The sequence below is a fragment of the Blastococcus sp. SYSU D00813 genome (assembly GCF_054050735.1).
The window spans coordinates 12493-30900 of the sequence record NZ_JBJGZX010000047.1; the positions used below are offsets into that span (position 1 = coordinate 12493).

An 18408-nucleotide genomic window follows, 5' to 3' on the forward strand; every position below is an offset into this window, starting at 1 on the left:
CCGGGAGAGGCGCGGCGGTCAGTCCCCGGCGCGCACCGCGGCCCGCTCCCGCTGGATCAGCTCCTTGCTCCGGATCAGCCGCAGGAACGTGACCACGAACAGGCCGCCGGCGACGTTGAGCAGCGTCGTGTACCAGAACCAGGCCAGCCAGTCGGCATAGGTCACCGGGCCGCCGGCGTGGACGGCGCCGAAGACGATCAGCGAGTCGAGGATGCTGTGGAACAGCACCAGCCCGGCCAGGAGGAACGCGCCGGCCACGGCGGCAGCCAGCTTGCCGGCCTCGGACGCCGCGCCGTGCTGCATGCGGGTCATCAGCGTGATGAAGGCGCCGGCCAGCAGCGCCAGGCAGACCGCGGTGAGGTCCAGCGGCGCGTCGACGAAGGTCCGGGCCGACTCCACGGCCGTGACGCCGAGGTCCGGCAGGGCGTGGACGACCAGCCACATGACCACCCAGCCACCGGCCAGGTTGGCGACGAGCGTGCCGGCCCACAGCCTGCCCAGCTGGGCCGGGGACGCCCGCCCGGCCACCACCGCGGTGACCGGCACGAGGAAGCCCTCGGTGAACAGCTCGCTGCGGGCCAGCATGAGGGCGATGAAGCCGATGCTGAAGGCCAGCCCCGCCAGCAGGTGGCTGCGGGTCTCGGCGTAGACGGCGAGCAGCGCCACCACCCCCGCGCCGACCTCCAGGCCGCCGGCGAAGCCCGTGGCCAGCACCTCCCGCCAGGACCGGTGCAACCGCTGGGCGCCCTCGTCGACGATCCGGTCGAAGGCCTGGACGACCTGGTCCTCGGCCGGCGCGTCGGTCTCGCCGAGCTCCTCGCGTGCGCTCACCACGGCGACCCCTCCGGCGCTGCGGACTCGTCCCGGGCGGGCTCGCCGGTGCCGCGTCGGAGGCGGCCCTACCCCGTCGCGCCGCCACCACACCGCCGGCCGGCTACAGCCGGTGGATCAGCAGGACCTCGTCGCGGTCGTCGCCGGGAGCCACCCGGATGGCACCGGGCATCCGGCCGAAGACCTCGTAGCCCAGCCGCTCGTAGAAGCCCTCCAGGCCGTAGCCCCCGCGCACGGTGAGGTGCAGGAACTCCAGCCCACGGGCTCGCGCGACCTCGTGCACCCCGGCCATCAGCACCCGGCCCAGGCCCTGCCCCTGCCGGGACGGGTGCACCTGCACGCGCAGCACCGTCGCCCAGTGCCGCCGCAGCGGGCTGACCGACGTGGACAGGACGGCGAAGCCCGCCACCTCGCCGTCGACCCGGAGCAGGCACAGCGTCTGCGAGCCGGCGTGCACCCGCTCGACCAGCGCGTCCAGGACCGGCGCGACGACGTCGGCGGTGACCGGCGCGACGAAGCCGACGGCGCCGCCGGCGTTGGTCACGTCGGTCCACAGCTCGAGCAGGGTGGCGCGGAGGTCGCCGTCCACCTCGGAGGACGCGGTGACCTCGACGTGCGGCATACCGTGATCCTCCCGCCCCCGGGGTGCGGCGCCGCGCGCGCCCCCCTGGGCAGGGGTGCGGCGATGGTGCAGGCTGCGCCGTCCGTCGCGCACGGCGGACGGCGGACGGCGGACGGCGGACGGGGAACACACGTGACACGCGGGCGACGAGCGCGGTCCTGGGCGGCGGCGCTCACCGGCCTGGTGCTGCTGGGGGGCTGCACCGCTCGGGTCGAGGGGACCGCCAGCCCGGCCGGGACACCGGGGGCCGACGGGTTCGGCGACCCCTACTTCCCGCAGGACGGCAACGGCGGCTACGACGTCGGCAGCTACTCGCTCGACCTGCGCTTCGACCCCGACAGCGACGCGCTCAGCGGCACCGCGACCGTCGTGGCCACCGCGACGCAGAGCCTGTCGGCGTTCAACCTCGACCTGTTCGGGTTCGAGGTCTCCTCGGTGACGGTGGACGGCGCGCAGGCCGAGGTCGCCCGCGACGGCGGCGAGCTGACCGTCACCCCGCCCGCCGACGTCCCCGGCGGGGCGGAGTTCACCACCGTCGTCACCTACGAGGGCGTCCCCGAGCCGCTGGACGACGGCCTGGGCCTGGCCGGGTTCATCCAGACCGACGACGGCGCGCTCGCGGTCGGCCAGCCCGACGTGGCCGCCAGCTGGTTCCCCGTCAACGACCACCCCGCCGACGCCGCGACCGTCGAGGTGTCGGTCGAGGTGCCCGAGGGGCTCGAGGCCCTGTCCAACGGCGAGCTGGTCGGCTCCACCACCGAGGACGGCTGGACGACGTGGCAGTGGGCGGCCGAGGAGCCGATGGCCCCCTACCTGGTGATGCTGGCCGTCGGGGAGTTCGAGATCGACGAGTACGAGGAGGACGGCATCCGCTACTGGGACGCCGTCGACCCCGGGCTGGCCGACGAGGGGGCGCAGGGCGACGCGACCGTCGCGGACGTCGCCACCGAGTCGCTGGCCCTGCAGCCGGAGGCGATCGCCGTCCTCGAGGAGTGGTTCGGCCCGTACCCGTTCGGCGTGGCCGGCGGGATCGTCGACGACGTCCCCGACCTCGGCTTCGCGCTGGAGAACCAGACCCGGCCGGTCTACTCCCCCGTCTTCTTCTCCGACGCCGACTCCGGCGCGGTCGTGGTGGTGCACGAGCTCGCGCACCAGTGGGCCGGCGACAGCGTCCGCCTGGCCGGCTGGCAGCACATCTGGCTCAACGAGGGCTTCGCCACCTACGCCGAGTGGCTGTGGGCCGACGCCCAGGGCACCGGCACGCCGCAGGAGGCCTTCGACCAGCTGGCCGAGGTGCCCGCGGGCAACCGCTTCTGGCAGGTGGCCATCGGCGACCCGGGCCCCGACACCGACGGCCTGTTCTCCGAGGCGACCTACTACCGCGGCGCCATGACGGTGCACGCGCTGCGGCTGGAGGTCGGCGAGGAGGCCTTCGCGGAGATCGTCCGCGAGTGGTTCGACTCGGAGGCCGGCCAGGCGGTCACCACCGACGACTTCGTCGCGCTGGCCGAGGAGGTCTCCGGGAAGCAGCTCGACGACTTCTTCGCCGAGTGGCTGGGCGAGGGCAAGCCCGCCTCGCTGGGCTGAGCCCTCAGCCGGAGGAGCCGCTGGGCCCGAACCGCTCCACGCGGATGTCCGGCGCCGGCACGCCCAGCCCGGTGAGCACCCGCGTCGCCGCCTCCGCGAAGGGCGTCGAGCCGCAGACGAAGACGTCCTGCCCCGGCTCCCACAGCGGCACGAGGTCGGCGGCGGTCAGCCGCGCGGCCGGCCGGATGCCGGAGGCCTCGCGCGTGGTGAGCACCACCGCGCCGGCCGCCTCCAGCTCGGCGAGGTAGGGCAGGTCGGCGCGGGTGCGGGTGGACACGGCGATCCGCAGCAGCTCCGGGCGGCCCAGCTCGGCGGCGGTGCGCACCATCGACACGAACGGGACGACGCCGGTGCCGCCGCCGACCAGCAGCGCCGGGGTCTCGCCCTCCCAGACGAACCAGCCGCCGATCGGGCCGCGCACCTCCAGTTGGTCGCCGGGCTCCACGACGTCGGCGAGGTAGCCCGACACCTCGCCGTCGTCGAGCCGCTCGACGAGCAGCTCGACCAGCGGGTCGCCCGGGGACGAGGCCAGCGAGTAGGAGCGCTGCGCCCGGTAGCCGTCCTCGGCGGTCAGCCGGACGACGTAGTGCTGGCCGGCCAGGTGGTCCAGCCGGTCGGGCACGTCGAGCCGCAGCCGCACGGTGCGCGGGGTGGGCCGCTCGACCTCGCGCACGGTCGCGGTCCGCCAGCCGCCGGCCGGGGCGCGGCGGCCGGCGCCGACCATCGGGCCGGTCACCGGCTCAGTCGCCCTGGTAGCGCTGCTCGAGCCACGGGTCGCCGCGGTCGTGGTAGCCGTTCTGCTCCCAGAAGCCCTGCTGGTCGCGGGTCATCAGCGTCAGGCGGGTGACCCACTTGGCGCTCTTCCAGAAGTACAGGTGCGGCACCAGCAGGCGCACCGGGCCGCCGTGCTCGATGGGCAGCGGGCCGCCGTCGTACTCCCAGACGACCCAGGCCCTGCCGCCGGTGACGTCCTCCAGCGGCAGGTTGGTCGTGTAGCCGGTCTTCGACGTCGCCATGACGAAGTGCGCCTCGGCCGTGGGACGGGCGACCTCGAGCAGGCTGTCGACGCTGATGCCGGCGAACCAGGTGTCGAACTTCGACCACGTGGTCACGCAGTGGATGTCGCCGCGGTACTCCGAGCGGGGCAGCGCGTGCGCCTCGTCCCAGCTCCAGGTGGTGGGCTGCTCCACCCGCCCGTCGACGGTGATGCTCCACGTCTCGGGGCTGATCCGCGGGGTCGGCTCGGCGGTGAGCACCGGCCAGTCCTTCCCGGCGTCGTACTGGCCGGGGGGCAGCCGCGGGTCGCGCTCGCGACGGCGGCCCAGGAAGCCTCGGGTGGGTCCTGCCACGGTCGTCGTCCTCTCCTCGTCGTGCCCCCAGCCTGCCCCACGGCCGCCCGTGGCCGGGCGCCAGGTAACGATTCGGGAACCGACCGACGATTGCACCGCTCATCTCGCCATTAGGCAAGCCTTACATGAGCTGAGTCACCTCGTGTTTACCTGGCCGCACAGGGGTCGGAGTCCTACCGTCGTGCCCGTGGTGACGGTGACGACGCAGTCCGGCCAGCGCAGGGCGCCCAAGGCCGCGAAGACCAGCTCGGTCTTCAAGAAGGTGGTCATGGCGGTCAGCGGCATCATCCTGGTGCTGTACCTGATCGCGCACATGATCGGGAACCTCAAGGCCTTCTCCGGGGCCGAGGAGTTCAACCACTACTCCGAGTGGCTGCGCACGATCGGCAACCCGGCCCTGCCGGGCGCGACCGCGCTGTGGATCATCCGGATCGTCCTGCTGGTTGCGGTGGCCGCGCACATCTGGGCCGCGGTGTCGCTGTGGAAGCAGGCCAAGCGTGCCCGCCCGCAGGGCTACGTGACCAAGAAGGCCAACGCGCAGAGCTACGCCTCCCGGACGATGCGCTGGGGCGGCGTCATCATCGCCGCCTTCGTCATCTGGCACCTGCTCGACCTCACCTGGGGCACGGTGAACCGCGAGGGCGACGCCGAGCCCTACGACCGCCTGGTCGCCAGCTTCTCCAACCCGGTGTCCACCGCCTTCTACGCGATCGCGGTGATCCTGGTCGGCATGCACCTGCGGCACGGGATCTGGAGCGCCACCCAGACCCTGGGGCAGAGCAACCGCCGCCGCGAGGTGACCGTCAACTACGCCGCGACGGCGATCGCCACGGTGCTCACGCTCGGCTTCCTGCTCGTGCCCTTCTCCGTCCTCTTCGGTCTGATCGACTAAGGATCCCCAGGCATGCCTCTCGACCTCTTCACCGTCGGCGACCCGATCGCCGACACCAAGGCGCCCACGGACGTCCCGATCGGGGAGCGCTGGAGCGAGCGCCGCTTCCGCGGCCGGCTGGTCAACCCGGCCAACCGCCGCAAGATGACGATCATCGTGGTCGGCACCGGCCTGGCCGGTGGCTCCGCCGCCGCGACCCTGGGCGAGGCCGGCTACAAGGTCAAGTCGTTCTGGTACCAGGACAGCCCCCGCCGCGCGCACAGCGTCGCGGCGCAGGGCGGCATCAACGCGGCGAAGAACTACCGCAACGACGGCGACAGCGTGCACCGGCTGTTCTACGACACGGTCAAGGGCGGCGACTTCCGCGCCCGCGAGAACAACGTGCACCGCCTGGCCGAGGTCAGCGTCAACATCATCGACCAGGCCGTGGCCCAGGGCGTGCCCTTCGCCCGCGAGTACGGCGGCCTGCTGGACAACCGCTCCTTCGGTGGCACGCAGGTCTCGCGGACCTTCTACGCCCGCGGCCAGACGGGCCAGCAGCTGCTCTACGGCGCCTACCAGGCCCTCGAGCGGCAGATGGCGCTCGGCAACGTCGAGCAGCACGCCCGCACGGAGATGCTCGACCTGATCGTCGTCGACGGCCGCGCCCGCGGCATCGTCGCCCGCGACCTGGTCACCGGCGAGCTGAGCACGCACTACGCCGACGCCGTCGTCCTGGCCACCGGCGGGTACGGCAACGTCTTCTACCTGTCGACCAACGCCAAGGGCTCCAACGCCACGGCGATCTGGCGGGCGCACAAGCGCGGCGCGTACTTCGGCAACCCCTGCTACACGCAGATCCACCCGACCTGCATCCCGGTGCACGGCGAGTACCAGTCGAAGCTCACGCTGATGAGCGAGTCGCTGCGCAACGACGGCCGCGTCTGGGTGCCCAAGGAGCGCGGCGACACCCGCGACCCGCGGCAGATCCCCGAGGGCGAGCGCGACTACTTCCTCGAGCGGCGCTACCCGGCGTTCGGCAACCTCGTGCCCCGCGACATCGCCTCCCGCGCGGCCAAGAACGTCTGCGACGAGGGCCGCGGCGTCGGCCCAGGCGGGCTGGGTGTGTACCTGGACTTCGCCGAGGCCATCCAGCGGCTGGGCCGACCCGCGGTCGAGGCGAAGTACGGGAACCTCTTCGACATGTACGCCCAGATCACGGGCGAGGACCCCTACGCCACGCCGATGCGGATCTACCCCGCCGTCCACTACACGATGGGCGGCCTGTGGGTCGACTACGACCTGCAGTCGACGATCCCCGGCATGTTCGTGATCGGCGAGGCCAACTTCTCCGACCACGGCGCGAACCGGCTCGGCGCCAGCGCCCTCATGCAGGGCCTGGCCGACGGCTACTTCGTGCTGCCGGCGACCATCACCGAGTACCTCGCCGACGGGCCGTTCCCCACGGTCGACGACAGCCACCCGGCGGCCCAGGAGGCCGTCCAGGGCGTGACCGACCAGATCCACAAGCTGCTGTCGATCCAGGGCACCCGCAGCGTGGCCTCCTTCCACCGGGAGCTGGGCCAGCTGATGTGGGACTACTGCGGCATGGAGCGCACGGACGAGGGCCTGCGCAAGGCCATCGACCGCATCCAGGAGATCCGCCAGGAGTTCTGGAGCAACGTGAAGGTGCTCGGCACCTGGGGCTCGTTCAACCAGAACCTCGAGCACGCCGGCCGGGTGGCCGACTTCATCGAGCTGGCCGAGCTGATGTGCATCGACGCCCTGCACCGCCGCGAGAGCTGCGGCGGGCACTTCCGGGCCGAGAGCCAGACCCCCGAGGGCGAGGCGCTGCGCGACGACGAGAACTTCGCCTACGTGGCGGCCTGGGAGTGGACGCCGCAGGGCACTCCCCCGGTGCTGCACCGCGAGGACCTCGTCTACGAGTACGTGCACCTCGCCCAGCGCTCTTACAAGTGACGAACCAGCGGAGCCAGCGATGACGATGACTGAGGACGGCCCCCGGGCCGCCACGGCGCCCCACCAGGAGCGCACCATGCGGCTGACGCTGCGCGTCTGGCGCCAGCAGGACGCCGCCTCCCCCGGCAAGATGGTCACCTACCGGCTGGACGACGTCTCGCCGGACATGTCCTTCCTCGAGATGCTCGACGTCCTGAACGAGCAGCTGATCATGGACGGCCAGGACCCGGTCGCCTTCGACCACGACTGCCGCGAGGGCATCTGCGGCATGTGCGGCGTCATGATCAACGGGCGGGCACACGGCAACGGCATGCACGACGGTGCCGTGCAGACCACCACCTGCCAGCTGCACATGCGGTCGTTCAAGGACGGCGACACGATCGACATCGAGCCGTGGCGGGCGACGGCGTTCCCGGTGATCAAGGACCTCGCCGTCGACCGGCGGGCCTTCGACCGGATCATCCAGGCCGGTGGCTACATCAGCGTGCCGACCGGGACCGCCCCCGAGGCGCACGCGACGCCGGTGCCGAAGAAGGACGCCGACAACGCCTTCGACGCGGCCACCTGCATCGGCTGCGGGGCCTGCGTGGCCGCGTGCCCGAACGCCTCGTCGATGCTGTTCACCGCGGCCAAGGTCACCCACCTCGGGCTCCTGCCGCAGGGCCAGCCCGAGCGCAACGACCGGGTGGTCAACATGGTCGCGCAGCAGGACCGGGAGGGTTTCGGCGGCTGCACCAACATCGGCGAGTGCTCCGCCGCCTGCCCGAAGGGCATCTCGATGGAGACCATCTCCCGGCTCAACCACGACCTGCTCGGCGCCCTGCGCGCGGGAGCCCGGCCGAAGAGCTGATCAAGGACCCCGTCCTCCTCATCCCTCGCAAGCTCGGGTGAGCCTCGGGACGGGGCCGACCGCCGGCGGGCGGGGACCCCATTCGGGGTTCCCGCCCGCTGCCGTTCTGGCGCCGGTCGTCGTCCTCCCTCACCGCAGCGCGTCCTCCCTCACGGTGGGCGGTGAGGGAGGACACGCCATGATCAGGTCACCTGATCGTGGCCGCGCCGGGGTCAGAGGCGCTCGAGGACCGTCGCGTTGGCCAGGCCGTCGGCCTCGCACATGGTCTGCAGCCCGTAGCGGGCGCCGCGCTGGTGCAGGGCGTCGACCAGCGTCGTCATGATCCGGGCCCCGCTGGCGCCGAGCGGGTGGCCGATCGAGATGCCGCCCCCGTTGACGTTCACCTTGTCGGTGGTCACGCCGGTCTCGGCCTGCCAGGCCAGGACGACGGAGGCGAACGCCTCGTTCACCTCGAACAGGTCGATGTCCCCGATCGACAGGCCGGCCCGGCGCAGCGCCTTCTCCGTGGCCGGGATGACGGCGGTGAGCATCATCAGCGGGTCGTCGCCGACGACGGTCGTGGTGTGGATCCGCGCGCGCGGGCGCAGGCCGAGCTCGCGGGCCTTCTCGCTGGTGGTGACGAGCAGGGCGGCGGCGCCGTCGTTGAGCGGGCTGCTGTTGCCCGCGGTGACCTTCCAGTCGGTGATCTGCGGGAAGCGGGCGGCGATGCGCTCGTCGGCGAAGGCCGGCCGCAGCCGCGCCAGGGTCTCCAGGTCGGTGCCCGGGCGGATCGTCTCGTCCGTGGTCACCAGGGAGTACGAGCCGTCGGCCTGCCGCGCCTTGACCGGCACGACCTGGTCGGCGAACAGCCCCGTGGCCCACGCCTCGGCGGCGCGGGCGTGGCTGCGGGCGGCGTAGGCGTCCAGCTGCGCGCGCGAGAGACCCCAGCGGGCCGCGATCAGCTCGGCGGCCACGCCCTGGCCGACCCCGCCCTCGGGGTAGCGGGCGGCGTAGCGCTCCCCGCCGATGTCGGCGACGCCCTGCGCGGCGCTGCCCATCGGCACCCGGCTCATCGACTCGACGCCGCCGACGACCGCGACGTCGTACGCGCCGGAGATGACGCCCTGGGCGGCGAAGTGCACGGCCTGCTGGCTGCTGCCGCACTGGCGGTCGACCGTCGTGGCCGGCACGTGCTCGGGGAAGCCGGCGCCCAGTGCCGCGCGCCGGGCGATGTTGGCGGCCTGCTCCCCCGCCTGCGACACGCAGCCGACGATCACGTCGTCCACCACCGCGGGGTCGATCCCGGCCCGTTCCACGAGGCTCTCCAGCACCCCGGCGAGCAGGTCGGCCGGGTGCACCCCGGACAGCGACCCGCCGGGCTTGCCCTTGCCGACCGGTGTCCGGACGGCCTCCACGATCACCGCGTCCCGCATGGCGGGCCTCCCTGAGTTCGATTCTCCAACCGGCGCCGCGACGGTAGCGCGTGTCGGTTTGACGTGCAAACCTAGGAGCATGACCGCCGCCGTCGACCTCGCCGAGCTGCCCGGCCGCCCCTGCTCCATCGCCGCCGCCCTGGAACTGGTGGGCGAGCGGTGGTCCCTGCTCGTGATCCGCGAGGTGTCCCTGGGCAACCACCGCTTCAGCGACATCGTGCGTGGCACCGGCGCGCCACGGGACCGGCTCACCGCCCGGCTCAACGCCCTGGTGGCCGCCGGCGTCCTGGAGAAGCGTCCCTACAGCGACGCGCCACCGCGCTCGGGCTACCACCTCACCGCGTCCGGCCGCGACCTGCTGCCGGTGCTGCAGGCGCTGCTGCAGTGGGGCAACCGCTGGGCCACCGACGAGCCGCCGGTGCGGCTGGTCCACTCCCCCGGCGAGCACGAGGCCCACGAGGTCGACGCCGAGTGGGTGTGCCGCACCTGCGGCGAGCCGGTCATGGGCTCCCGGGTGACCCGGGAGCTGACCCCGTCGGGCCGGCTGCTCTCCGGGCTGCCCGCGGAGGACGGCGAGGAGGGCGACCGTGACCGCTGAGCCGGCCGCCGAGGCGACCCCCGCGACGTGGGGCGAGCCGCGGTCCCGCACCGTCACCTGGTACGACCCGATGGTCACGGCGGCCGGCGCGCTCGAACGGTCCGGGCTGGAGACGCTCGAGGCGCTGCGGGACGGCGTGCTGCCCCCGCCGCCGATCGTGCCGCTGGTGCAGATGGACCTCGTGGCCGTCGAGGAGGGCCGGGTCGAGTTCTCCTGCCTGGTCGACGAGTCGGTCTACAACCCGATCGGCGTCGTGCACGGCGGGCTCGTGTGCACGCTGCTCGACACGGTCGCCGGGTGCGCCGTCCACTCCACGCTCCCGCGCGGCACCGGGTACACCTCCATCGAGCTGAAGGTGACCTACCTGCGGGCGGTCACGGCCGCCAGCGGGCCGCTGCGGGCGATCGGCCGGGTCGTCAAGCCCGGGCGCCGGGTGGCGTTCGCCGAGGGCGAGGTGCTCGACGCGGCCGGCCGCAGCGTGGCCACCGCGTCCAGCTCACTGCTGGTGTTCCCGCTCCCCGGCTGACCGGGCACCGGACGCGACCCCCTCGGGCAGGATCCGCGCCATCAGGTCGGCGTCGACCAGGCCCGCGGTGCCGAACCGGCGGCCGACCTCCACGAACTGCGGCGCGACCGCGGCGAGCTCGGTGAGCAGCGCTCGCGCGGCGTCCTCCCGGCCGGCCAGCCCGGCGACGACCGCGCGCCACAGCACGTGGTCGGGCTCGGTGTGCGGGTCGGGCAGCCGCAGCTCCTCCAGCACGCGGTCGGCGGTGACCGGGTCGCCGCCGATCGCCTGCTGGAAGGCCCGGACGACGTCCTGGTAGCGGGCCAGCCGGACCACCAGCTCGTCCAGCTCGCCGACGGGGTCGTCGGAGTCGTCCACCCGCAGGTCCACCACGGTGTCGTGCCACGGCCGGCCGGTGGGGACCGCGCGGACGACGAACACCGCCGCCGACCGCCGGCCGCGCACGTCGCCCCCGGCGTCCTCGGCCGCGTGCAGCGCGAGCAGCAGCCGGTGGGCCAGCGCGCCCTGGGAGGTCTCGAAGGTGGCCACCATCGACTCCCACACCTGCGGCGAGGAGACCATGTTGGCCAGGGCCACGCAGCCCTCCCCCACCTGGTGCCCGGCCTCGGCGACGCAGTTCTCGCCGGTGTAGACGGCGAGGTCGCCGGAGACGTGCAGGACGGCGACCTGCCGGCGCTCGGGGTGCGGGTCCACGCTGCGCAGCGCGGTGAGCACCTCCTGGGCGGTGAAGCCCCCGCGCAGCAGGTCCAGCCCGATCTGCCCGTACATCGGCTCGGCCATCGACTGGCTGGCGATCACCCCCTGGCCGGGCAGGGCGAAGGGGACGCTGCTGCCGACGGCGAAGGCCTGCGACTGGGTTGCGACGCCCATCTCCCCGGTCGTGGTGTCCCGGGCGACGATCGAGTAGGTCACGCCCTGCCGCCTGCCCGGGCCGGGTCACCGGCCAAACACCGCACCCGGTCTTGCGGAGACCTTGCGGGAGCGCGGCGGGCGTCCTGCGGTCGGGCGCCGAGAGTCCTCCCTGCCGGCGGAACAGCCCGCCGGCGACCGGACTGGAGGAACACTCGGATGACGTCTTCCCGCAACGTCGCCGCCCGCCGCCGCACCCAGGTGCTCGGCTCGCTGGGCGTCGTGGCCGCTGCCGCCGCCGTGGCCGGCCTGGGCACGTTCGGCACGTTCACCGACAGCACCACCCCCATCTCGACGAGCGTCTCGAGCGGCACGGTGTCGATCGACGTGAGCCAGCGCGGCGCCACGGTCCCGGTGACCACGGCCGGCTTCCTGCCGGGCGACTCGATGACCCGCGCGGTCGACCTGGTCAACGACGGCACCTCGCCGCTCGGCCAGGTCAGCCTCGCCTCGACCGCCACCGCCCCGAGCGTGCTGACCACCGACGCCACGAACGGCCTGCAGCTGTCGGTGCGGTCGTGCTCCGCCGCGTGGACCCAGGGCGGCACCGCCTCGGCGCCGACCTACACCTGCGCCGGCACGGCCTCGACGCTGTACTCCGGCCGCGCGGTGATGGACGCCCCGCTGGCCGGCGTCGCGAGCCTGCAGCCCGGCGGGGTCGACCACCTGGTCTTCACCCTCTCGCTGCCCACGACGGCCGGCGACTCCTTCCAGGGCGAGCGCGCGACCCTCGGGCTCACCTTCACCGGCGTCCAGCGCTCCGGCACCGCCCGCTGACGCGGCCCGCCCCCGCCCCGCCGTCCGCGGGGGAACGGCGCGGAGGGGGCGGGCCGCACGACGACGCCCCCCGCTCCCCCTGACCCGGGAGCGGGGGGCGTCGTCGCGTGCGTCAGCGCCGGCGGATCCTGACGTCGTCCACGCAGGTCACCGACGAGCGCAGCCGCCGGTGCCCCAGACCCGCGGCGTCCAGCCGCTCGAGCGCGCTCAGCCGGCCGGCCGTGTGCGCGTCGTCCTCCTCGTCCGGACCCGCGTCGACCCGCACGACGACGCGGTGGCTGAAGGCCGACAGCGAGGTGTCGTAGCTGAGCGTCCCCTCCTCGGTGAACGCAGCCGCGAAGAGGTCGTGCTCGGCGGCGCGGGCGAGCAGGGAGACGCGCTGGGCCTCGTCGAGGCCGTCGAAGACGCCGCGGACGGTGACGCGGTAGGTGCGGGTGGACACGGCGGGCGAGCGTAGGGGGCGGCGCGCCGGGGACACCACCGCATTCCGGCGGGCGCTGCTACCTTCCGCGGCCGCCGCCCGGACCGGGGCGGCAGCAGACGAGGAGGACCGGTGCAGGAGCACGAGCGGGAACTGGCCGAGGCCGACGCGCGGCGCGCCCGGCGCGAGCGGCGCTGGGGGCGGATCGGCTACGTGCTCGCGGCCCTCAGCGTGGTGGCCCTCTTCTCCGACCCCGTCCTGTCGGTGGACCGGCGGGTCGCCATCGGCACGGCGCTGGCGCTGTTCGCCGTGGCCGTCCCGTTCCTGGTCGCCTCCGACTGGAGGCGGCGCGTCGGCGGGGGCGGCGGACCGGGCTCGAACTCCTCCGACGGCCTGATGGGCCTGGTGGCGGCGTTCTTCCGCTGAGCCGCCTCAGCGGCTCTGCAGCGCGTCGAGGGCGACGGCCATCGACGCCGCGACGCGGAAGTCCAGCCGCGGGTCCTGCACGGTGATCTCGTAGCGGTCGCGCACCGCCTTGCGCCGCTCGCTGGTCATCACCGGTGCGCCGGTGGCCGTGTCGACGAAGTCGAAGTGGAAGACGAAGGGCACCCAGACGTCGCCCAGGTACGGGATGAGCGTCCAGATGCGGCGCAGCACGGCGACGACCGGACGCCGCTCCCGCCCGACCGCCTGGATGCCCGGGGCCGACAGGTCCCAGGTGGAGCGCAGCAGGCTGGCGCCGAAGCGCTTGCCGAACGAGCCCAGGACGTTGCCGTACTCGTCGTACACGTCGTGCTGCGCGTGGACGTCGAGCCGCTGGCGGGCCTTGAAGGAGAACACCCTCCGGCGCTTGTCCGCGTCGGTGTAGAAGACGACCTCCTCCTTGAGCTTCAGGCGCTTCTGCTCGGCCAGTGCCATCAGCGGCCCCTCGCCGCCGTCGGGCCGGGTGGCGAGCACCTCGTGGCGGTTCACCACGACGGTGATCCGCTGCTTCACGGAGAAGCGCGGCACCACCACGGGTGCGGAGGGCTGCGTCACGGTCGGTCTCCCGTCGTCGGCGGAGGGGCCTCCATCCTGCCGTCGCCGTCCGCCCGCCCGGCCTCGGCCGCCCGCCGCCACTCCCGCGGACTGGTGCCGTACTCCGCCCGGAACCGCCGGCTGAAGTGGGAGGGGTCGCTGAACCCCCAGCGGCGGGCCACGGCGGCGATCGGCCGTCCGCCGCCGCGGGCGAGCTCGTCGCGCGCACCGTGCAGCCGCCGGGCGATGACCTCCTGCTCCAGGCTGAAGCCCGCCGCGGCGCACGCCCGGTACAGCTGCCGCACGGAGACGGCGTGGGCGCGGGCGACCCGCTGCGCGTCCAGGTCCGGCTCCCGCACGTGCCGGCGCACGTAGGCGCGCACGCGGGTGGCCAGGGTGTCGGCCCCCACCCCGGGCACCGCCCAGCCGGCGGCCGAGGCGAGCAGCGCGCGGGTGAGGTCGACCGTCGCGGTCGCCACGGAGTGCACCAGGGGCTCGCCGGCCAGCCGCTCGGCGTCCCGGGTCACCTGGGCGACGTGGGCCCGCACCAGGCCGTACAGCCCGCTCCGGTGCGCGACCGGCGCGGCCCGGCGGACGACGTCGACCGGCAGGTCCAGCCGCTCGACCGGGATCCGCAGCGCCCGGCAGGCCCCGCGCCCGCGCCACCGGTACTCGTACGGGACGGAGACGTCGGTGACGGAGAGGCCGCCGGCCGGCACCAGGCGCTGCGCGCCGAACTGCTCCTGCCGGGCGCCGCCCGCCTCCTGCACGGCCAGGGAGAGCACCGGGGCCGGATCGCTGCGGGCGTGCCGGCCCGTCCGGTGCAGCCGCAGCTGCCCGGTGAGGTCCAGCCGCAGCACCGAGATCCCGCCGAGGTCCCAGCCGTCCAGCCGCGCCGCGGCCGGGGCGTCGTCGGGGAAGCGCACCCGCGAGGACATCGTGGCCTCGAGCAGCTCCGACACGGTCGCGGCCCGGCGGTCGGCCGTGGGCAGGCTCGCGGTGTCGACGAGGGTGACCACGGCGCCTCCGGCCGGTGTGCGGGACAGGTGCTGCGCCGATCATCGCGATGCCGGGTCCCCGCGGGAAGGGACCGGGGCTCCGGCCGGCCGGACCGGCAGCCGGCACACAGGGCCCGGCACCGGGCACGCAGGGCACAGCGTCCCCCTCGGGACACCCCTAGCGTCCCCGGCGTCGCCGCTCGCCCGACCCGTGGAGGACCCCGTGACCGCCGCCCCCGTCCCCGTCCCCGTCGTCCTCGTCCACGGGCTCTGGCTGCACGCCACGAGCTGGGCACCGTGGGAGGAGCTGCTCACCGGGCGGGGCTACGCGCCCGTCGCCCCGGGCTGGCCGGGCGAGCCGCCGACGGTCGAGGAGGCCCGCGCGCACCCCGAGGCGGTGGCCGGCGTGGGCGTGGGCGAGGTCACCGACCACCACGCCCGGCTCATCGCCGAGCTGCCGTCGCCGCCGGTCGTGATCGGCCACTCCTTCGGCGGCCTGGTCGCGCAGAAGCTGCACGCCATGGGGCTCACCCGGGCCTGCGTCGCACTGTCACCGGCGCAGTTCCGCGGGAACCTGACGCTCCCGCCGGCGCAGCTGCGCACCGCGTGGCCGGTGCTCTCCCGGCCGGCCCTGCGGAGGCGGACCTGGGCACACACGCCGGACAGCTTCGCCCGCGGCTTCGCCAGCGCCGTCCCGCGGGAGGAGGCCGACCGGCTGTACGAGGCGTTCGCCATCCCCTCCCCCGCGCGGCCGCTGTTCCAGGCCGGCCTGGCCACCTTCGCCCGCAACAGCCCGGCGGCGGTCGAGCTGCACCGCAGCCGGGGACCGCTGCTGGTCGTGGCCGCCGGGCGGGACCGCACCGTGCCCGAGGCGACCGTGCGCACCGCGTACCGGCTCCAGTCGCGGCACGCCTCCGGCGTCACCGAGTTCGTGTCGTTCCCCGACCGTGGCCACTCCTACGGCGTCGACTCCGGCTGGCGCGAGGTCGCCGCCACCGCGCTGGAGTTCCTCGACCGGCACCACGTGGGCGCGGCCGCCCCGGCGGCGCCCGCACCGCCCGCCGTCCCGCAGACCTGAGCCCGGGCCGCCGCTACGGTGCACCCGTGCGCGGCGGGGCGGGCAGGACGACCGGCACGCCCGGTCCCTCCGGGGCAACCCCGGGGCAGCACGTGTCCGCCAGGAACGGCGTCACCCGCCGGACGGCGCGCTCCGCGCACGCGCCGGCGCCTCCCTCAGGGAGCGGCTGCCCGTCCCGTCGCGCACCCCGGTGACGACGCGGCGGCAGGCCGCGACGGCCAGCGCGGGCATCGCCACAGCCCTCCTCGGCGGGCGGTGGCGGCGCCGGGAGATGGTCCGGCGCGTGGCGGTGGCCCTCGGCCGGGAACGAGCGCCGCGCTGGGTCGGCACGCTCGTCGGCGAGGTCCTCGACGCGTACCGCGACGCCCCCGCCGACCGCCCGCGCGAGCTCGCCGCGTTCGTCCGGACGACGGAGGGCTGGCGCCGGGGCCAGGACGCCGGACCGGCTCCCCGGGTCGCCACCTGGCGGCCCTCCGCGACGACGGTCGTCCGGCGGCCGTTCGCGGTGACGGAGCTGCCGGACGCCGCCGCCCTGGCCCGGCTCCTCGACGTCGACGTCGGCGAGCTGCTGTGGTTCGCCGACCCGCGCGGGCTCGAGCGGGTGTCCGGTGAGCCGCTGCGGCACTACCGCTGGCGGGCGGTCCCGCACGGCAGCGGCGTACGGCTGCTGGCCGCACCCAAGCCGCGGCTGAGGGAGATCCAGCGACGGCTGCTGCGGCACCTGCTCGCGCCGGTGCCCGTCCACGAGGCCGCCCACGGCTGCGTCCGCGGCCGCTCGGTGCGCACGGCCGCCGCTCCGCACGCCGGCGCGCCGGTGGTCCTCGGCATGGACCTGCGGACCTTCTTCGTCGGCGTCCCGGCGCGCCGGGTGTGGGGGCTGCTGCAGGGCACCGTCGGGCTCCCCGAGCCGGTCGCCCACCTCGTGACCGGCCTGACGACGACGGTGCTGCCGCTCGCCGTGTGGCGGCGGGTGCCCGTGCCGCCCGGTCCGGTCGCGGCCGACCGGCACCGGCACCTCGGACGCCTGCTGGCCGCGCCGCACCTGCCGCAGGGGGCGCCGACCTCCCCGGCACTGGCCAACCTCGTCTGCTCCCGGCTGGACCGGCGCCTCGCGGGCCTCGCCGCGGCGGCCGGCGCCAGGTACACGCGCTACGTCGACGACCTGACGTTCAGCGGCGGTCGTGCGCTGACGACCGGCCGCTTCGCCGACCGCGTGGCCCGCATCGTGGCCGACGAGGGGTTCGCGGTGAACCCGGCCAAGACCCGCGCGGCGGGTGCGGCGCGCCGCCAGCAGGTGCTGGGCGCCGTCGTCAACGACCGCCCGACGCTGCCCCGGCCCGAGCGCGACGCCCTCCGGGCGCTGCTGCACAACTGCGCGACGCACGGGTGGCGCTCGCAGGTGCGCGACCGCGACCCGGCGACCTTCCGCGACGTCGTCCTCGGCCGGGTGGCCTGGGCGTCGTCGGTGGACCCGGTCCTCGGTGCGCGGCTGTCCGCCCTGGCGCGCGGGATCGACTGGTCCTGACCGCGGACCCCGGCGCGGACGACGGTCAGGCCGGCGTCGCCGGCGGCCCGGACTCCAGCGCGCGCAGCCGCTGCTCGACCGCGGCCAGCCGGTCCTCCACCGAGTCCCCGCCGACCTCCTCGGCACCCGGCGGCTGGGCCAGCCCCGCGAGGGCCGCGGTCAGCCGGCCGACCAGGGACGCCGCCTCGGCCGGGGTCAGGCGGACGGTCCCGGCGCACCGGTCGTCCCGCCAGAAGCTGATGGTCAGCAGCCCGGCGTTGGCGTGCGGCGAGACCCGCACCGCGCGGCTGAGCCCGCGGGCGCTCTCCCACGTCCACTTGTCGGCCGGGAACGGGACGACGGTCATGCGCCCGAGCGTGACGCCCGGCCCCCCGGGCGTCAACGACCGGACGCGCGGCCGTCACCTGCGGGTTCACCGGCCGCCAGCCGGGTACGGCGCCGCTGACCGGACATCGACGGCCACCGGCCGGAACAGGAGTCGACCCATGGGCAAGCTGTCACTGGCACTGGGCATCGGGGTGGGGTACGTCCTCGGCACGCGCGCGGGGCGGGAGCGGTACGAGCAGATCCAGCAGGCCACCGCGCGGCTGGCCGGCCGGCCGGAGGTGCAGCAGGCGGTCGGCAAGGTGCGCGAGACCCTGCCGCCGCCGCTGCAGGGCGCCGTCGACAAGCTGGTGGAGAGCGCGCCCTCCGGCTCCGGCGGGGCGGGCGCGTCGTCGTCCGCGGGCGGGGGCTTCCCGCTCGAGGACGAGGAGCCGGTGTCGCAGACCTTCTCCGCGTTCACCGAGCGCAGCGCCGCGGCGCCGTCCACCGAGGCGGGATCGGCCGGCGGGCCGGTCCCGGTGACCTCGTCGCCCGACGACGAGGAACCCGTGGCGCAGACGTTCTCGGCCTTCACCGAGCGCACCGCCGACGAACCCCGGACCGACGCCTCGCGCTAGCCGCCGTCCCCCTGCCGGGGGGGGGGGGGGGGGGGGGGGGGGGGGGGGGGGGGGGGGGGGGGGGGGGGGGGGGGGGTGCGGGGGGGGCGAGGCGACCCGAAAGGGCGCCTAGAAGC

21 protein-coding genes are annotated in these 18408 nt (G+C 75.0%); 11 read left to right on the forward strand and 10 right to left on the reverse strand.

Annotation, left to right across the window (positions count from 1 at the left end; genetic code table 11):
* Nucleotides 1-18 precede the first annotated feature (18 nt).
* The gene (locus ACI8AX_RS21565; RefSeq protein ID WP_456551917.1) at nucleotides 19-831 is read right to left on the reverse strand and encodes a formate/nitrite transporter family protein; all 813 of its coding nucleotides are present in this window, start codon (nucleotides 829-831) and stop codon (nucleotides 19-21) included.
* Nucleotides 832-934: 103 nt separating this feature from the next.
* Nucleotides 935-1453 (reverse strand): N-acetyltransferase family protein, encoded by a 519-nt coding sequence (locus ACI8AX_RS21570; protein ID WP_456551918.1) that lies wholly within the window; start codon nucleotides 1451-1453, stop codon nucleotides 935-937.
* A gap of 132 nt (nucleotides 1454-1585) precedes the next feature.
* Between ACI8AX_RS21570 and ACI8AX_RS21575 the strand changes: the two genes are divergently transcribed.
* On the forward strand, nucleotides 1586-3040 hold the full coding sequence (locus ACI8AX_RS21575) for a M1 family metallopeptidase (RefSeq protein ID WP_456551919.1): 1455 nt from the start codon (nucleotides 1586-1588) through the stop codon (nucleotides 3038-3040).
* A 4-nt stretch (nucleotides 3041-3044) separates the two neighbouring features.
* On the opposite strand, the gene ACI8AX_RS21580 is transcribed toward ACI8AX_RS21575, so the two are convergent.
* Together ACI8AX_RS21580 and ACI8AX_RS21585 are read right to left on the reverse strand one after the other, a co-directional pair.
* Nucleotides 3045-3776 (reverse strand): FAD-binding oxidoreductase, encoded by a 732-nt coding sequence (locus ACI8AX_RS21580; protein ID WP_456551920.1) that lies wholly within the window; start codon nucleotides 3774-3776, stop codon nucleotides 3045-3047.
* A 4-nt stretch (nucleotides 3777-3780) separates the two neighbouring features.
* On the reverse strand, nucleotides 3781-4389 hold the full coding sequence (locus ACI8AX_RS21585; protein WP_456551921.1) for a sulfite oxidase-like oxidoreductase: 609 nt from the start codon (nucleotides 4387-4389) through the stop codon (nucleotides 3781-3783).
* A 187-nt stretch (nucleotides 4390-4576) separates the two neighbouring features.
* On the opposite strand from ACI8AX_RS21585, the gene ACI8AX_RS21590 reads away from it, so the two are divergent.
* The 3 genes from ACI8AX_RS21590 to ACI8AX_RS21600 are packed head-to-tail and all read left to right on the forward strand — an operon-like array spanning nucleotide 4577 to nucleotide 8090.
* On the forward strand, nucleotides 4577-5281 hold the full coding sequence (locus ACI8AX_RS21590; protein WP_456551922.1) for a succinate dehydrogenase cytochrome b subunit: 705 nt from the start codon (nucleotides 4577-4579) through the stop codon (nucleotides 5279-5281).
* Between the two features lie 12 nt (nucleotides 5282-5293).
* Nucleotides 5294-7240 (forward strand): fumarate reductase/succinate dehydrogenase flavoprotein subunit, encoded by a 1947-nt coding sequence (locus ACI8AX_RS21595; protein ID WP_456551923.1) that lies wholly within the window; start codon nucleotides 5294-5296, stop codon nucleotides 7238-7240.
* Nucleotides 7241-7259: 19 nt separating this feature from the next.
* Entirely contained in the window at nucleotides 7260-8090 is an 831-nt protein-coding gene (locus tag ACI8AX_RS21600) for a succinate dehydrogenase/fumarate reductase iron-sulfur subunit (RefSeq protein WP_456551924.1), read from the forward strand.
* Nucleotides 8091-8302: 212 nt separating this feature from the next.
* Here ACI8AX_RS21600 and ACI8AX_RS21605 read toward each other — a convergent pair whose 3' ends face one another.
* Nucleotides 8303-9502 (reverse strand): thiolase family protein, encoded by a 1200-nt coding sequence (locus ACI8AX_RS21605; protein WP_456551925.1) that lies wholly within the window; start codon nucleotides 9500-9502, stop codon nucleotides 8303-8305.
* A gap of 79 nt (nucleotides 9503-9581) precedes the next feature.
* Between ACI8AX_RS21605 and ACI8AX_RS21610 the strand changes: the two genes are divergently transcribed.
* Nucleotides 9582-10100, forward strand: coding sequence for a winged helix-turn-helix transcriptional regulator (locus ACI8AX_RS21610; RefSeq protein ID WP_456551926.1), 519 nt, complete (start codon nucleotides 9582-9584; stop codon nucleotides 10098-10100).
* Nucleotides 10090-10626, forward strand: a complete 537-nt coding sequence (locus ACI8AX_RS21615; protein WP_456551927.1) for a PaaI family thioesterase — start codon at nucleotides 10090-10092, stop codon at nucleotides 10624-10626. Before ACI8AX_RS21610 ends, ACI8AX_RS21615 begins: the two co-directional genes overlap by 11 nt.
* Here ACI8AX_RS21615 and ACI8AX_RS21620 read toward each other — a convergent pair.
* Nucleotides 10597-11538, reverse strand: coding sequence for a DUF1028 domain-containing protein (locus tag ACI8AX_RS21620; protein WP_456551928.1), 942 nt, complete (start codon nucleotides 11536-11538; stop codon nucleotides 10597-10599). The genes ACI8AX_RS21615 and ACI8AX_RS21620 overlap by 30 nt on opposite strands.
* A gap of 156 nt (nucleotides 11539-11694) precedes the next feature.
* Between ACI8AX_RS21620 and ACI8AX_RS21625 the strand changes: the two genes are divergently transcribed.
* On the forward strand, nucleotides 11695-12312 hold the full coding sequence (locus ACI8AX_RS21625) for a TasA family protein (protein WP_456551929.1): 618 nt from the start codon (nucleotides 11695-11697) through the stop codon (nucleotides 12310-12312).
* A 112-nt stretch (nucleotides 12313-12424) separates the two neighbouring features.
* On the opposite strand, the gene ACI8AX_RS21630 is transcribed toward ACI8AX_RS21625, so the two are convergent.
* On the reverse strand, nucleotides 12425-12754 hold the full coding sequence (locus tag ACI8AX_RS21630) for a DUF6204 family protein (RefSeq protein WP_456551930.1): 330 nt from the start codon (nucleotides 12752-12754) through the stop codon (nucleotides 12425-12427).
* Nucleotides 12755-12865: 111 nt separating this feature from the next.
* Between ACI8AX_RS21630 and ACI8AX_RS21635 the strand changes: the two genes are divergently transcribed.
* The gene (locus tag ACI8AX_RS21635; protein ID WP_456551931.1) at nucleotides 12866-13159 is read left to right on the forward strand and encodes a hypothetical protein; all 294 of its coding nucleotides are present in this window, start codon (nucleotides 12866-12868) and stop codon (nucleotides 13157-13159) included.
* A 6-nt stretch (nucleotides 13160-13165) separates the two neighbouring features.
* On the opposite strand, the gene ACI8AX_RS21640 is transcribed toward ACI8AX_RS21635, so the two are convergent.
* A complete protein-coding gene (locus tag ACI8AX_RS21640; RefSeq protein ID WP_456551932.1) occupies nucleotides 13166-13771 on the reverse strand; it encodes a hypothetical protein in 606 nt (201 codons plus the stop codon).
* A complete protein-coding gene (locus tag ACI8AX_RS21645; protein ID WP_456551933.1) occupies nucleotides 13768-14769 on the reverse strand; it encodes a helix-turn-helix domain-containing protein in 1002 nt (333 codons plus the stop codon). Before ACI8AX_RS21645 ends, ACI8AX_RS21640 begins: the two co-directional genes overlap by 4 nt.
* A 202-nt stretch (nucleotides 14770-14971) precedes the next feature.
* On the opposite strand from ACI8AX_RS21645, the gene ACI8AX_RS21650 reads away from it, so the two are divergent.
* Both ACI8AX_RS21650 and ACI8AX_RS21655 read left to right on the forward strand, forming a co-directional pair.
* Nucleotides 14972-15826, forward strand: coding sequence for an alpha/beta hydrolase (locus tag ACI8AX_RS21650; RefSeq protein ID WP_456551934.1), 855 nt, complete (start codon nucleotides 14972-14974; stop codon nucleotides 15824-15826).
* A gap of 190 nt (nucleotides 15827-16016) precedes the next feature.
* On the forward strand, nucleotides 16017-17351 hold the full coding sequence (locus ACI8AX_RS21655; RefSeq protein ID WP_456551935.1) for a reverse transcriptase family protein: 1335 nt from the start codon (nucleotides 16017-16019) through the stop codon (nucleotides 17349-17351).
* 25 nt (nucleotides 17352-17376) lie between these two features.
* Here ACI8AX_RS21655 and ACI8AX_RS21660 read toward each other — a convergent pair whose 3' ends face one another.
* A complete protein-coding gene (locus tag ACI8AX_RS21660) occupies nucleotides 17377-17697 on the reverse strand; it encodes a hypothetical protein (RefSeq protein ID WP_456551936.1) in 321 nt (106 codons plus the stop codon).
* A 139-nt stretch (nucleotides 17698-17836) separates the two neighbouring features.
* Here ACI8AX_RS21660 and ACI8AX_RS21665 point away from each other — a divergent pair, with 139 nt between their 5' ends.
* Entirely contained in the window at nucleotides 17837-18292 is a 456-nt protein-coding gene (locus ACI8AX_RS21665) for a hypothetical protein (protein WP_456551937.1), read from the forward strand.
* Nucleotides 18293-18408 lie beyond the last annotated feature (116 nt).